The organism is Vibrio tarriae, assembly GCF_002216685.1.
GTDB classification, from domain to species: domain Bacteria; phylum Pseudomonadota; class Gammaproteobacteria; order Enterobacterales; family Vibrionaceae; genus Vibrio; species Vibrio tarriae.
This window is the reverse complement of record NZ_CP022353.1, coordinates 2500403-2513878: the sequence shown is the minus strand read 5'-3', so window position 1 is coordinate 2513878 and position 13476 is coordinate 2500403. Positions and strand designations below refer to the sequence as shown.

17 protein-coding genes are annotated in these 13476 nt (G+C 46.7%); 15 read left to right on the top strand and 2 right to left on the bottom strand.

The annotated features are described in order from the left end of the window. Positions 1–140 precede the first annotated feature (140 nt). Genes hfq through CEQ48_RS17235 form a run of 5 tightly spaced genes read left to right on the top strand, consistent with a single transcriptional unit; the run spans position 141 to position 4190 of the window. On the top strand, positions 141–404 hold the full coding sequence (gene hfq, locus CEQ48_RS17255) for an RNA chaperone Hfq (RefSeq protein WP_001051872.1): 264 nt from the start codon (positions 141–143) through the stop codon (positions 402–404). A gap of 32 nt (positions 405–436) precedes the next feature. Next, positions 437–1726 (top strand): ribosome rescue GTPase HflX, encoded by a 1290-nt coding sequence (gene hflX / locus CEQ48_RS17250; RefSeq protein ID WP_000460371.1) that lies wholly within the window; start codon positions 437–439, stop codon positions 1724–1726. Between the two features lie 45 nt (positions 1727–1771). Continuing rightward, positions 1772–2962: an FtsH protease activity modulator HflK gene (gene hflK / locus CEQ48_RS17245; RefSeq protein WP_089072067.1), complete on the top strand. Its 1191-nt coding sequence runs from the start codon at positions 1772–1774 to the stop codon at positions 2960–2962. 2 nt (positions 2963–2964) lie between these two features. After that, positions 2965–3945, top strand: a complete 981-nt coding sequence (gene hflC / locus CEQ48_RS17240; RefSeq protein ID WP_089072066.1) for a protease modulator HflC — start codon at positions 2965–2967, stop codon at positions 3943–3945. A 56-nt stretch (positions 3946–4001) separates the two neighbouring features. Continuing rightward, positions 4002–4190, top strand: coding sequence for a DUF2065 domain-containing protein (locus tag CEQ48_RS17235; protein ID WP_181710923.1), 189 nt, complete (start codon positions 4002–4004; stop codon positions 4188–4190). 41 nt (positions 4191–4231) lie between these two features. Here CEQ48_RS17235 and CEQ48_RS17230 read toward each other — a convergent pair whose 3' ends face one another. Together CEQ48_RS17230 and CEQ48_RS17225 are read right to left on the bottom strand one after the other, a co-directional pair. Continuing rightward, a complete protein-coding gene (locus CEQ48_RS17230) occupies positions 4232–4450 on the bottom strand; it encodes a SlyX family protein (protein ID WP_001890311.1) in 219 nt (72 codons plus the stop codon). A gap of 11 nt (positions 4451–4461) precedes the next feature. Further along, positions 4462–5397 carry a WD40 repeat domain-containing protein gene (locus tag CEQ48_RS17225; protein WP_181710924.1) on the bottom strand — a complete coding sequence of 312 codons (936 nt, stop codon included), beginning with the start codon at positions 5395–5397 and terminating at the stop codon, positions 4462–4464. A 184-nt stretch (positions 5398–5581) separates the two neighbouring features. On the opposite strand from CEQ48_RS17225, the gene fkpA reads away from it, so the two are divergent. The 10 genes from fkpA to CEQ48_RS17175 all read left to right on the top strand — a co-directional run bounded on the left by fkpA (position 5582) and on the right by CEQ48_RS17175 (position 13428). Next, a complete protein-coding gene (gene fkpA, locus CEQ48_RS17220) occupies positions 5582–6361 on the top strand; it encodes an FKBP-type peptidyl-prolyl cis-trans isomerase (RefSeq protein ID WP_089072063.1) in 780 nt (259 codons plus the stop codon). Positions 6362–6565: 204 nt separating this feature from the next. Beyond that, complete coding sequence (locus CEQ48_RS17215) at positions 6566–7282, top strand: helix-turn-helix transcriptional regulator (protein ID WP_000140991.1); 717 nt, start codon at positions 6566–6568, stop codon at positions 7280–7282. Beyond that, entirely contained in the window at positions 7279–7674 is a 396-nt protein-coding gene (gene tusD / locus CEQ48_RS17210; RefSeq protein ID WP_089072062.1) for a sulfurtransferase complex subunit TusD, read from the top strand. The genes CEQ48_RS17215 and tusD overlap by 4 nt, the downstream gene beginning before the upstream one ends. Further along, complete coding sequence (gene tusC, locus CEQ48_RS17205) at positions 7671–8027, top strand: sulfurtransferase complex subunit TusC (protein WP_001044894.1); 357 nt, start codon at positions 7671–7673, stop codon at positions 8025–8027. The genes tusD and tusC overlap by 4 nt, the downstream gene beginning before the upstream one ends. 9 nt (positions 8028–8036) lie before the next feature. Next, positions 8037–8312: a sulfurtransferase complex subunit TusB gene (gene tusB / locus CEQ48_RS17200; RefSeq protein WP_000902447.1), complete on the top strand. Its 276-nt coding sequence runs from the start codon at positions 8037–8039 to the stop codon at positions 8310–8312. Positions 8313–8496: 184 nt separating this feature from the next. Next, complete coding sequence (gene rpsL / locus CEQ48_RS17195) at positions 8497–8871, top strand: 30S ribosomal protein S12 (RefSeq protein WP_000201237.1); 375 nt, start codon at positions 8497–8499, stop codon at positions 8869–8871. 115 nt (positions 8872–8986) lie between these two features. Beyond that, positions 8987–9457 (top strand): 30S ribosomal protein S7, encoded by a 471-nt coding sequence (gene rpsG / locus CEQ48_RS17190; protein WP_001138050.1) that lies wholly within the window; start codon positions 8987–8989, stop codon positions 9455–9457. A gap of 75 nt (positions 9458–9532) precedes the next feature. Beyond that, the gene (fusA, locus tag CEQ48_RS17185; protein WP_000101804.1) at positions 9533–11629 is read left to right on the top strand and encodes an elongation factor G; all 2097 of its coding nucleotides are present in this window, start codon (positions 9533–9535) and stop codon (positions 11627–11629) included. 122 nt (positions 11630–11751) lie between these two features. Next, positions 11752–12936 carry an elongation factor Tu gene (gene tuf / locus CEQ48_RS17180; protein WP_000031640.1) on the top strand — a complete coding sequence of 395 codons (1185 nt, stop codon included), beginning with the start codon at positions 11752–11754 and terminating at the stop codon, positions 12934–12936. A gap of 303 nt (positions 12937–13239) precedes the next feature. Then, positions 13240–13428, top strand: a complete 189-nt coding sequence (locus CEQ48_RS17175; protein WP_001884452.1) for a (2Fe-2S)-binding protein — start codon at positions 13240–13242, stop codon at positions 13426–13428. Positions 13429–13476: the final 48 nt, after the last annotated feature.

Sequence of the window (13476 nt, the reverse complement as noted above, 5' to 3'; positions counted from 1 at the left end):
AGGATCCGCTATTGGTACTCTGTTGAGCATCGGTAGCAACGGGGATTTTGATTCGTTTAGCTCAGATGCAAGGCTGCATATAATTCTGCTGCACCGCTAGCTAAATAATTACTAGAAAAGACAAAATAAGGAAAAACAAAATGGCTAAGGGGCAATCTCTACAAGACCCATTTCTGAATGCACTACGTCGTGAACGTATCCCAGTTTCTATCTACCTTGTCAACGGCATTAAACTGCAAGGTCAGATCGAATCATTTGATCAATTTGTGATCCTGCTGAAGAACACCGTAAACCAAATGGTTTACAAGCATGCGATTTCTACTGTGGTTCCTGCTCGTCCAGTTAGTCACCACAGCGGCGACCGTCCAGCATCGGATCGTCCAGCAGAGAAGTCTGAAGAGTAATTCTTTGCACAATCATTTAAGGAGTTGATCGCTTGTTTGACCGTTATGAAGCCGGTGAGCGAGCCGTACTTGTTCATGTCAACTTCACGCAACGGGGTGAGTGGGAAGATCTGAGCGAATGTAAAATGCTCATTTCCTCCGCTGGGGTGACAACACTGCATGTAGTAACAGGCAGTCGTCAGACCCCTCACCCTAAATATTTCGTTGGTGAGGGCAAAGCCCAAGAAATCGCCGAAGCTGTGCAAATGCATGGTGCTAACGTGGTGATTTTTAACCATGCTCTTTCTCCTGCCCAAGAACGTAACCTTGAAAGACTGTGCCAATGCCGAGTCATTGATCGTACGGGTCTTATCCTTGATATCTTCGCTCAACGTGCTCGTACCCATGAAGGTAAACTACAAGTCGAATTGGCTCAGTTGCGCCATATCTCGACTCGTTTAATTCGTGGTTGGACGCACTTAGAAAGACAAAAAGGCGGGATTGGTTTACGTGGGCCGGGTGAAACCCAGCTTGAAACAGACCGACGTTTACTGCGTGAACGAATTAAAGCGATTTTGCGCCGCTTAGAAAAAGTGGCCAAACAGCGTGAACAAGGGCGCCGTGCTCGTAGCCGTGCAGAAATTCCAACCATCTCGTTGGTGGGTTATACCAACGCAGGGAAATCTACCCTGTTTAACCGAATCACTGAAGCCGGTGTGTATGCGGCGGATCAACTGTTCGCAACGCTCGATCCTACTTTGCGGAAAATCGATCTGGTGGATGTAGGGCCGGCTGTTTTAGCCGACACAGTAGGTTTTATTCGCCATCTTCCGCATGATCTTGTTGCGGCTTTTAAAGCGACGTTACAAGAGACACAAGAAGCTGACATTTTGTTACATGTTGTTGATGCCAGTGACGAACGCTTTCGTGAGAATATCCAAGCGGTAGAGACTGTTTTGCAAGAGATTGATGCTCATGAAGTCCCCACTTTGTTGGTGATGAATAAGATAGATAATCTCGAAGAGCAATCTCCACGTATAGAACGGGATGATGAAGGCGTTCCGAGAGTAGTGTGGATCTCTGCCATGCAGGGTGCGGGTATTGAGCTACTCTTTGAGGCATTGAGTGAGCGTTTGGCTAGCCAAGTGGTGGAGCACCACTTACGTATTCCGCCGCGACATCAAGGACGTATCCGTAGCACATTTTTCCAAATGAACTGTATTCAACAGGAAGAATATGATCCGGAAGGCAATTTACTGATCACTGTGCGGATGCAACAGGTCGATTGGGCTAGACTAGAAAAACGAGAGCAAGCAGATTTATGTGACTTTATAGTTACTTAAAGGACTGCTAGAGTATAACGTCATATCAAATGATGGAGTTTTCTAATGGCGTGGAATGAGCCTGGTAATAATAACGGCAACAATGGCCGCGATAATGACCCATGGGGGAACAACAATCGCGGTAACAAAGGTGGCCGAGATCAAGGTCCGCCAGATTTAGACGAAGTGTTTAATAAACTGAGTCAAAAGCTGGGGGGCAAGTTTGGTGGCAAAGGTGGTAAAGGCCCTTCGTTTTCCGGTGGCGGTGCGATTGGCTTTGGTGTCATTGCAGCTATCGCTGTTGCGGTTTGGTTCTTTACTGGTTTTTATACCATCGGTGAAGCTGAGCGCGGTGTTGTGCTACGCCTTGGCAAATACGACCGCATTGTTGATCCGGGTCTGAACTGGCGTCCACGCTTTATTGATGAAGTGACACCAGTCAACGTGCAAGCGATTCGCTCTCTGCGCGCCTCAGGCTTGATGCTGACCAAAGATGAAAACGTGGTTACTGTATCGATGGATGTGCAATATCGCATTGCTGATCCATACAAATACTTGTATCGCGTGACCAATGCGGATGACAGCTTGCGTCAAGCAACGGACTCTGCGCTTCGTGCGGTAGTCGGTGACTCACTGATGGATAGCATCCTAACCAGTGGTCGTCAGCAAATTCGTCAAAGCACGCAGCAGACACTCAATCAAATCATCGATAGCTATGATATGGGCTTGATGATTGTTGATGTGAACTTCCAGTCGGCTCGTCCACCTGAGCAAGTAAAAGATGCCTTTGACGATGCAATTGCGGCGCGTGAGGATGAAGAGCGTTTCATCCGTGAAGCCGAAGCTTACAAGAACGAAATTTTGCCTAAAGCAACAGGTCGCGCTGAGCGTCTGAAGAAAGAAGCACAAGGTTATAATGAGCGTACAATCAATGAAGCGCTCGGTCAGGTTGCTCAGTTTGAAAAGCTGTTACCTGAATATCAAGCTGCGCCGAAAGTGACACGTGATCGTCTCTACTTGGATGCGATGGAAGAGGTCTACAGCAATACCTCGAAAGTGCTGATTGATTCTGAATCGAGTGGTAATCTGCTCTACCTGCCGATTGATAAGCTTGCGGGACAGGATGCGAAAAAAGCGGAACCACGTCCGAGCAAATCGTCATCATCGTATGATCAGATTGAGCTTGAGTCACAACAAACGACAGAAACGAATACCGACACTCAGTCGCGTAGCACCACACGTCAAGGGAGATACTAAGAATGCGTAAGTTATTAATCCCTAGTATCGTACTGATCATCGCCGCATTATTGATGTCGATGTTTGTGATCCCAGAGGGTGAGCGTGGAATCGTGATCCGTTTTGGTCGAGTGTTGAAAGATAATAACGATCTGGCGAAGATTTATGAGCCGGGCCTGCATTTTAAAATGCCACTGTTTGATCGTGTAAAAACCCTAGATGCACGTATTCAAACCATGGATGGCCGTTCAGACCGTTTCGTGACGTCCGAGAAAAAAGACGTGATCATCGATACTTATGTTAAGTGGCGTATCGAAGATTTCGGCCAATACTACTTGGCAACCGGTGGTGGTAATGCGTTGACCGCAGAAGCCCTATTGGAGCGTAAAGTGACTGACGTCTTGCGTTCTGAAATCGGTGCGCGTGAAATCAAGCAGATCGTTTCTGGTCCTCGCAATGTTGCCGTATTACCTGAAAATGCAGATTCTTCTGAATTGACGACGGAAGCAGCGAAAGAAGCGTTGGAAATCGATGGTCAGCGTGATCAAATTATGTCTGAAGTACTGAACGATACTCGTGAAAGTGCGATGAAAGACTTAGGGGTATACGTAGTCGACTTCCGTATGAAGAAGATCAACCTACCGGATGAGATCAGTGAATCTATCTATCGCCGTATGCGTGCAGAACGTGAATCTGTTGCTCGTAAGCACCGTTCACAAGGTCGTGAAAAAGCGGAAGTGATCCGTGCGCAAGCCGAGCTTGAAGTAGCAACCATTCTTGCTGAAGCGGATAAGACGGCGCGTGTGACTCGTGGTACTGCAGATGCAGAAGCCGCGAAGATTTACTCGGATGCTTATAAGAAAGATCCTGAGTTCTTCAGCTTCCTGCGCTCACTGCGTGCGTACGAGAAATCGTTTAACAGCAAAAATGATATTCTGGTATTGGATCCAAACAGCGAGTTCTTCCAATACATGAATAATGCGAAAGGCGCAGCCGCCAAGTAAGCATTAGTTAACGTTATTAAAGGCTCCGTAAGGGGCCTTTGTTATTTGGAGTCAATATGTCGCAGACACTTTGGGTTGCATTAGGTTTAGTGTTGATCGTTGAAGGGCTAGGACCATTATTCGCGCCGAGAGGATGGCGTCAGATGGTGGCACAATTGAGCTTACAACCGGATAATCAGTTGCGTCGCATCGGCGGTTGTTTGGTGGTGGCTGGCGTGGTGATAGCCTACGTTTTCGCTCGTTAAAATCGCGAATTACGTAGGCTGCCCAGTGGAAAATGATTCCATCAGTAGTGTGGAGGCGGCGTTTCGTGCGCAGGATCCGCCAGAGTGGAAGTGTCCATATTTTTGACTTTACCGACCACGTATTTCATCTGATCTTGCATCTTACTTAGCAGCAGTTGCTGCTGGGTTAAGGCGTCATTAAGAGTTTCGATGGTTTGCTCTTGAAAAGCTAATTTGCACTCTAAATCTTCAATGCGCTCTTGAAGTTGGGTTAGCGACATCTCTTGCATTTTCAGTTCTCCATTCGCCAAGCTTGAGCGATACCCGCAGAGCTGCCCGCTACGGCGCGCTGTTGGGCATCAAAAGCCGCATCATACACGACAGCTTGGGTAGGACCGTGATCTTTTTTGTTTTCAGATTCGAAGCTGGCGATTTTCTTACCATCTTGCGTATTCCATACTTCGACTAATCCAGAGGGGGTTCCCGTGATCAGCTTTTTTCCATCATCAGAAAAGCGAGCGGTGGAAAAAATCAGTTGGCGTCGAAAACTCTGTAACTGGATGGGCTTGCTGTCTGCGGTGAGATCCCAAATGAGCGCTTGATTGCCACCATCTGAAGTAAACGCCAGTTTACCGTCTCGTTGTAAAGTGACCCGATTGACTCGCTGCTCATGTTCAAATTGGCGAACGATTTGCCCTGTCTTGGTATCCCATAAATAAGCGTGATAGTCATTGCCTCCGGTGAGCGCATAGCGTCCATTGGCAGAGAGCGCGACAGAATTGACTTTTTCACGGTGAGCAAGGAACTCCATGCGCCGCCCACTGACTAAGTCAACGTAAATCGCTTTGCCATTGGTCAATCCGAGCAGTACCTGTTCGCCATCACTGGAGAGATCAACATCGCGGATCAGTCCGTCGGTAATCGACCAAAGTCCTTTGCCTTGGGTCCAAGCGAGATCCCAAACGGCAAAGTTATTCTGGCTTGCGGTGACCGCGAAACGTTCGCTATCAGCGATACGGATCACGGAAACAGGGTTAGCTTGTGGATCTTGCGCGCCAAGATCGGCAAGTTTCTTATCTTGCAACAGATCCCATAGTACTAACTGCTGCTGCTTGGAATAGATAAGAGCAAATCGGCCGTCACGACTTAAGCCAAAGGCGGTTGAACCTTCAGGGGCTAAGTCCCATTGCTGCTCTGCTTGGTTGGTAAAAAAACAGCCACTTAACATTAAGATGACAAGCAAAGCGCAGAGTGAGTGATAAATTCTTCGCATCAAGTCGAATTATCCGTTTGTTGTGTAAAGACAATCATGAAACATATCGCTATATTGGTACAACTCTTTGTTGTGCACCAGTTGGTTGCTGGTTTTTGTGCACAACGCCAAAAGGATTACCTCATAATTGGAGAACCCGATGAAATCACTTTTTAAAGTGTCACTGCTGGCTGCGACGGTAATGCTCGCGGTTGGTTGTCAGAAAGAAGAAGTACCAAAAACCGAAACCACTCCTGCCGCACAAACCGCAGCAGCGAAAACGGTTGAGTTCAAGTCTGAAGATGATAAAGCGGCGTACGCAATTGGCGTATCGTTTGCAAACTATCTTAAAACCAGTATTGAGAAGCCAAGTGAAATTGGCATCGATCTGAACAAAGATCTGGTACTGAAAGGTATTGAACATGTGTTTGCTGGCAACCCAGAAATGAGCGAAGAAGAGACACGTGCTGCGCTTGAAGCGTTAGATAAGCGTGTGGCTGAAACCATGCAAGCCAAAGCCGCTGAAAAAGCAGCAGAGAACAAGAAGAAAGGTGATGAGTTCCGCGCCCAATTCGAGAAAGAGTCTGGTGTTGTGAAAACACAATCGGGTCTGCTGTATCAAGTGATGACACCAGCAGAAGGTGATAAGCCAAAAGATACCGATACTGTGCAAGTTCACTACAAAGGTACCTTGATTGACGGTTCGCAATTCGACAGCTCTTATGAGCGTGGCGAGCCTGCGACTTTCCCTCTAAACCGTGTGATCCCAGGCTGGACCGAGGGTGTACAACTGATGTCAGTCGGTTCTAAGTTTAAACTGGTTATTCCGCCTGAACTGGCTTACGGCGAGCAAGATACGCCAACCATTCCTGCGAATTCAACCTTAGTGTTTGAAGTGGAATTGTTGAAAATTGAAAACGGCAAAGACGCTGCTCAGTAATCAATAATCCCGTGCTCGATATTGAAACGAGCAGAGGAATGGAAGAAGGCCTGACGTTGTGCAGGCCTTTTTGTATGCGCGGATTCTAATAAGAACTTGTCCTAAATCACTTGTTGGTGATATTGCAGAATCGTGGTTTAAAATTTTCTGATAAACTTACAGCAATTTGTTGATTTTTCATTCTAAGGTTTAAGCACAGTGACAATGACAGAAACCATGAATGTCGATTTACTGCTTGAGATGGAATCGGTGCACGTAAAGCCGTTTACGGAGCACGATAAAGTGATTCTGCGCTCTTACGAGGCGGTAGTTGATGGCATCGCGAGCCTGATTGGCCCATTTTGTGAAATCGTTCTGCACTCGCTTGAAGATCTCAACACATCGGCGATCAAGATTGCCAATGGTGAAAACACAGGTCGTCAAGTGGGATCGCCAATTACCGATATGGCCCTGAAAATGCTGCGTGATATAGAAGGATCTGAGCGTAACTTCTCCCGCTCTTATTTCACGCGCGCCAAAGGTGGCGTATTGATGAAATCGATCACGGTAGCGATCCGTAACGGTGAGAATCGAGTGATTGGTCTACTCTGTATCAACGTCAACCTCGATGCGCCTTTCTCACAAGTACTGAAATCGTTTATGCCAACTCAAGAAGCGCAAGAGGCGGCCTCTTCGGTTAACTTTGCCAGTGATGTGGAAGAGCTGGTGGATCAAACGGTTGAACGTACCATCGAAGAAATCAACGGTGATAAGTCAGTCTCGAACAATACCAAAAATCGTCAAATCGTGATGGCGCTGTTCGATAAGGGGATTTTCGATATTAAAGATGCGATCAACCGAGTCGCCGATCGGTTGAATATCTCTAAACATACTGTGTATCTCTATATTCGTCAGCGTAAAACTGAGGATGATGAGAAGTGAAACCACTCACTTACACCTTAGTCGTGAACGGGCCACAATACGGTACGCAATCGGCCCGCAACGCCTATCTATTTGCCAAAGCGCTGATTGAGAAAGGACATATTTTAAAAAGCGTGTTTTTTTATCAAGACGGTGTGCTTAATGGCTCGGCAACGCATGTACCAGCCAATGATGAGTTTAACCTGCTACAAGGTTGGCAATCTCTTGCTCAATCCCATCAAGTACAGCTTGAAACTTGTGTTGCAGCAGCGCTGCGCCGTGGTGTTGTGAGTGAGCAAGAAGCGTCGCAACACAGCTTAGCGAGCCATAACCTTGCGGCTCATTTCACTCAAGCGGGACTGGGCAGTTTGGCACAAGCATTACTGGAACAAGACAGGGTGGTGCAGTTTTGAATAAAGTCGCATGGGTATTTCATACGCCACCTCATGGTAGCGCGGCAGGGCGAGAAGGCTTAGATGCCATTCTTGCGACGTCGGCCTACAGTGAAGAACAAGCCCTATTTTTTGTTGGCGAAGGTGTGTTGCAGTTGGTCAATCATCAGCACCCCGAATCGATTTTAAGCCGTGACTATATTTCGGCATTCAAGCTTTTGGATCTCTACGACATTGAAGCGCGTTATGTCTGCCAACAGAGCTTGGCTAGCTGGGGGCTGAGTGAACAAGATTTACTGATTGAGGTGGAAGTGGTTGATGCCCAAGCTCTGGCGCAGTTACTGCACCACTACGATCAGTTACTGACTTTCTAAGGAGCCCCTATGCTACATATTGTTAAGCACTTAGAAAAACTCCCTTTGCTTAGTGCTTATTTACTCGATGGTGATGTTGTTCTATTGACGGAGAATGCTGTCTACGCGGCGGCAGTACATTCACCATATCAAGCGAGTATTAAAGATCAGAACCTATGGTTGGTGCTTTATGAGGATCTGCACGCGCGTGGTTGGCTAGAAAAGTGCGATCCGCGTATTTCGGTTGTCACCATGAGTGACTTTGTTGATTTGACAGTAACTCATGATAAATCAATAACCTGGTAGGTTGTCTTTTTCTAATTATCCTGAGCAGAACAACGCTCACACAGGATCAGTAAAAAAGATCTGTATATTTCTTGACACACATCCCACTGCTGCATAGAATTTTGCGTCCCTATTTGTGCAAACTGTTTGCATGGAAGGGATAGATTTTTCACAAGCTTACTTTAAGTAAATCAGGAGCTAGTTAATGGCAACTATTAACCAGTTGGTTCGTAAGCCACGTGCTAAGCAAGTTGTTAAAAGCAACGTGCCAGCACTAGCTGCGTGCCCACAAAAACGTGGTGTATGTACTCGTGTTTACACTACTACACCTAAAAAACCTAACTCAGCACTTCGTAAAGTATGTCGTGTACGCCTAACTAACGGTTTTGAAGTTACTTCATACATCGGTGGTGAAGGTCACAACCTACAAGAGCACAGTGTTGTTCTGATCCGTGGTGGTCGTGTTAAAGACCTCCCAGGTGTTCGCTACCACACAGTTCGTGGTGCACTTGACTGTGCAGGCGTGAATGACCGTAAACAAGCTCGTTCTAAGTACGGTGTGAAGCGTCCTAAGTCTTAATGCCCTTCTTCTTATGAGAGAAGCGTTAAGTAAGGCCAAACACTAAAATTAAATTTTAATTTTGAAAAAACTGAAAAGTTTTGGATAACCTGAAGAAGACAACGGAGAATATTCCATGCCACGTCGTCGCGTCATTGGTCAGCGTAAGATCCTTCCAGATCCAAAGTTCAAATCTGAACTGCTGGCAAAATTCGTTAACATCCTTATGGTTGACGGTAAAAAATCTACTGCAGAGAAAATCGTTTACACTGCACTAGACACCATGGCTGAGAAATCTGGTAAAGATCACTTAGCTGTATTTGAAGAAGCTCTTGAAAACGTTCGCCCAGCGGTAGAAGTTAAATCTCGCCGTGTTGGTGGTTCAACTTACCAAGTGCCAGTTGAAGTACGTCCAGTACGTCGTAATGCTCTGGCAATGCGTTGGTTGGTTGAAGCTGCGCGTAAGCGTGGTGAAAAATCTATGGCTGCTCGTCTAGCTGCTGAAATGCTGGATGCGGCTGAAAACAAAGGTTCTGCTGTTAAGAAACGTGAAGACGTTCACCGTATGGCAGAAGCGAACAAAGCGTTCGCTCATTACCGCTGGTAATACCTTCTGTGCTGCGAGGTTCTCTCGCAGCACATTTCTATTTTCTAAGGTTGACCTTAGTAAGAGGATACAATCGTGGCTCGTAAAACTCCTATTGAGCGCTACCGTAACATCGGTATCTGTGCTCACGTAGATGCAGGAAAAACAACCACTACTGAGCGTATTCTGTTCTACACTGGCCTCTCTCACAAAATTGGCGAAGTTCACGACGGTGCTGCGACTATGGACTGGATGGTCCAAGAGCAAGAGCGTGGTATTACCATTACCTCTGCGGCCACCACCACCTTCTGGCGTGGTATGGAAGCGCAATTCCAAGAACATCGCATCAACATCATTGATACCCCTGGACACGTTGACTTTACGATCGAAGTAGAGCGTTCGCTTCGTGTGCTTGATGGTGCAGTGGTCGTATTCTGTGGCACATCAGGTGTTGAACCTCAGTCTGAAACCGTTTGGCGTCAAGCTGACAAATACGGCGTTCCACGCATGGTATTCGTCAACAAAATGGACCGTGCCGGTGCAGATTTCTTACGCGTAGTAGGCCAAATTAAACATCGTCTTGGTGCGAACCCTGTTCCTATCCAACTCAACATTGGTGCAGAAGAAGAGTTCAAAGGTGTCATCGACCTTATCAAGATGAAAGCCATCAACTGGAATGAAGCCGATCAAGGCATGAGCTTCACTTATGAAGAAATTCCTGCGGATATGCTTGAGCTTGCCCAAGAGTGGCGTAACCACCTTGTGGAAGCCGCAGCCGAAGCCAGTGAAGAGTTGATGGAAAAATACCTTGAAGATGGTGAACTTAGCGAAGTAGAGATCAAACAAGCTCTGCGTCAGCGCACCATCAACAACGAAATTGTTCTCGCAGCTTGTGGTAGTGCATTTAAGAACAAAGGCGTGCAAGCAGTTCTGGATGCGGTGATTGAGTTTCTACCATCACCAACCGATGTTCCTGCGATCAAAGGTATTGATGATCGAGAAAACAGTGTTGAGCGTCATGCTGACGATAACGAACCGTTTTCTTCACTCGCGTTTAAGATTGCTACCGATCCTTTTGTTGGCTCGCTGACCTTTATTCGCGTCTACTCTGGAGTGGTTAACTCGGGTGATGCGGTTTATAACTCAGTGAAGCAAAAGAAAGAGCGCTTTGGCCGTATCGTACAGATGCATGCTAACAAGCGTGATGAAATCAAAGAGATTCGTGCGGGTGACATCGCTGCGGCTATCGGCCTGAAAGATGTGACTACGGGCGATACTTTGTGTGATCCGAATCATGTTGTGATTCTGGAGCGTATGGAGTTCCCTGAACCAGTAATTCAGATCGCAGTAGAGCCTCGCTCTAAAGCTGATCAGGAAAAAATGGGTATTGCTTTAGGTAAACTCGCGGCAGAAGACCCATCATTCCGCGTTGAGACAGACGCTGAAACGGGTCAAACGCTGATTTCTGGTATGGGTGAGCTTCACCTAGATATTATCGTCGATCGCATGAAACGTGAGTTTGGTGTCGATTGTAACGTAGGTAAACCTCAGGTGGCTTATCGTGAAACCATTCGTGGTAAATCGGAAGTCGAAGGTAAGTTCGTTCGTCAGTCAGGTGGTCGTGGTCAATACGGTCACGTATGGCTGAAAATTGAACCTGCTGAGCCTGGTCAAGGGTTTGTCTTCGTTGACGCAATCGCGGGTGGTGTGATTCCAAAAGAATTTATCAACCCAGTTGCGAAAGGTATCGAGGAGCAAATGAACAACGGTGTGTTAGCGGGCTATCCAGTGCTGGATGTCAAAGCTACCCTGTTTGATGGTTCATTCCACGATGTCGACTCCAGCGAAATGGCGTTTAAAATCGCTGGTTCTATGGCATTCAAGAAAGGTGCGCTTGAAGCTCAACCTGTTCTTCTTGAGCCGTTAATGAAAGTTGAAATAACCACACCAGAAGACTGGATGGGTGATGTTGTGGGTGACTTAAACCGTCGTCGTGGCATCATCGAAGGTATGGATGAAGGTCCTGCGGGACTGAAAATCATCCACGCTAAAGTCCCACTGTCTGAGATGTTTGGTTATGCAACTGACCTGCGTTCTGCCACACAAGGCCGTGCTTCTTACTCTATGGAGTTTGCTGAGTACGCTGATGTGCCGAAAAATATTGCTGACGCAATTATCGCAGAGCGTGGTTAACCGTTGTTTGGTTAATAACGAATCTATTGCGCTGACGTGAGTTGGCGCATAAAATAGCAATTTCTGGCGCGCCTTGGGTAGAGCTTACCCAAAGCGAATCATAACTAGGAAGGAACACGATCGTGTCTAAAGAAAAATTTGAACGTACGAAACCGCACGTAAACGTTGGTACTATCGGCCACGTTGACCACGGTAAAACAACTCTAACTGCAGCTATCTGTACTGTACTTGCAAAAGTATATGGCGGTAAAGCTCGTGACTTCGCGTCAATCGACAACGCACCAGAAGAGCGTGAGCGTGGTATTACAATCAATACTTCTCACGTAGAGTACGATACTCCAAACCGTCACTACGCACACGTAGACTGTCCAGGACACGCGGATTATGTTAAGAACATGATCACCGGTGCAGCACAGATGGACGGCGGTATCCTAGTTGTAGCGGCAACTGACGGTCCAATGCCACAAACTCGTGAGCACATCCTGCTGGGTCGCCAGGTAGGTATTCCTTACATCATCGTATTCATGAACAAGTGTGACATGGTTGACGATGAAGAGCTTCTAGAGCTGGTTGAAATGGAAGTTCGTGAGCTGCTGTCTGAGTACGATTTCCCAGGTGATGACCTGCCAGTAATCCAAGGTTCAGCACTAGGCGCGCTAAACGGCGAAGCACAGTGGGAAGCGAAGATTGTTGAGCTAGCAGAAGCACTGGATTCATACATTCCAGAGCCAGAGCGTGCAGTAGACATGGCATTCCTGATGCCAATCGAAGACGTATTCTCAATCCAAGGTCGTGGTACAGTAGTAACTGGCCGTATCGAGCGCGGCATCCTGAAAGTGGGTGACGAAGTTGCGATCGTAGGTATCAAAGACACAGTAAAAACTACTTGTACAGGTGTAGAGATGTTCCGTAAGCTGCTTGACGAAGGTCGTGCAGGTGAGAACGTAGGTGCACTACTACGTGGTACTAAGCGTGAAGAAGTAGAGCGTGGTCAAGTACTGGCGAAGCCAGGTTCAATCACACCACACACTAAGTTCGAATCAGAAGTATACGTACTGTCAAAAGACGAAGGTGGCCGTCATACACCATTCTTCAAAGGTTACCGTCCACAGTTCTACTTCCGTACAACTGACGTAACAGGCAGCATCGAGCTTCCAGAAGGCGTAGAAATGGTAATGCCAGGCGACAACATCAAGATGGTTGTAGACTTGATTGCACCAATCGCGATGGACGAAGGTCTACGCTTCGCTATCCGTGAAGGTGGCCGTACTGTAGGTGCTGGTGTTGTAGCTAAGATCATCGCTTAATCGCGTTAATCTTGCCGCGCAATGCTGCATCGAAAAAGGGAAGCTTCTGCTTCCCTTTTTCATTTTTGGTTATAAGTCATCTTAGGCTTATATCTTCTTTTGGCTTTATCCCGCTCATAATCAAAACAACACATTAGCATCGACCAAATGACCAGAGCGTTGGCGCTGCACTTTCAGTTGAGCATTTCTCTTTCTTATCGCCATTTTTCTTATAACAATCCGATCTGAGCAAAACAGTAAACGCAGTAGAAATAAGAGTGATTCTCTTTTATTCTTTGTTCATGAATGAAATGAGGTTGGGTTATGTACGTTTGTTTGTGTCATGGTGTCTCAGACAAAAAGATTAGGAGATTGGTTGCTGAACAGGGTATTACGGATATCAAGGGCATCAAGCGCTGTACAGCACTGGGTTCTCAGTGTGGTAAGTGTGTACGCCAAGCTAAAGAGATCATCGAAGAATCGCTGATTGCTCAGTTTAAACTGGCAAGTTAATCACAGCTTCTTTTTGACTCTCCTCTAATTGGTTCTACAGTTAATAGA

Bases quoted from the DNA above. Each gene is read 5' to 3' on its own strand.
- rpsL (WP_000201237.1), top strand. From the start codon at position 8,497: ATGGCAACTATTAACCAGTTGGTTCGTAAGCCACGTGCTAAGCAAGTT.
- hfq (WP_001051872.1), top strand. From the start codon at position 141: ATGGCTAAGGGGCAATCTCTACAAGACCCATTTCTGAATGCACTACGT.
- CEQ48_RS17235 (WP_181710923.1), top strand. From the start codon at position 4,002: ATGTCGCAGACACTTTGGGTTGCATTAGGTTTAGTGTTGATCGTTGAA.
- fkpA (WP_089072063.1), top strand. From the start codon at position 5,582: ATGAAATCACTTTTTAAAGTGTCACTGCTGGCTGCGACGGTAATGCTC.
- CEQ48_RS17175 (WP_001884452.1), top strand. From the start codon at position 13,240: ATGTACGTTTGTTTGTGTCATGGTGTCTCAGACAAAAAGATTAGGAGA.
- hflK (WP_089072067.1), top strand. From the start codon at position 1,772: ATGGCGTGGAATGAGCCTGGTAATAATAACGGCAACAATGGCCGCGAT.
- CEQ48_RS17215 (WP_000140991.1), top strand. From the start codon at position 6,566: ATGACAGAAACCATGAATGTCGATTTACTGCTTGAGATGGAATCGGTG.
- CEQ48_RS17230 (WP_001890311.1), bottom strand. From the start codon at position 4,450: ATGTCGCTAACCCAACTTCAAGAGCGCATTGAAGATTTAGAGTGCAAA.
- tusB (WP_000902447.1), top strand. From the start codon at position 8,037: ATGCTACATATTGTTAAGCACTTAGAAAAACTCCCTTTGCTTAGTGCT.
- CEQ48_RS17225 (WP_181710924.1), bottom strand. From the start codon at position 5,397: ATGTTAAGTGGCTGTTTTTTTACCAACCAAGCAGAGCAGCAATGGGAC.
- rpsG (WP_001138050.1), top strand. From the start codon at position 8,987: ATGCCACGTCGTCGCGTCATTGGTCAGCGTAAGATCCTTCCAGATCCA.
- hflC (WP_089072066.1), top strand. From the start codon at position 2,965: ATGCGTAAGTTATTAATCCCTAGTATCGTACTGATCATCGCCGCATTA.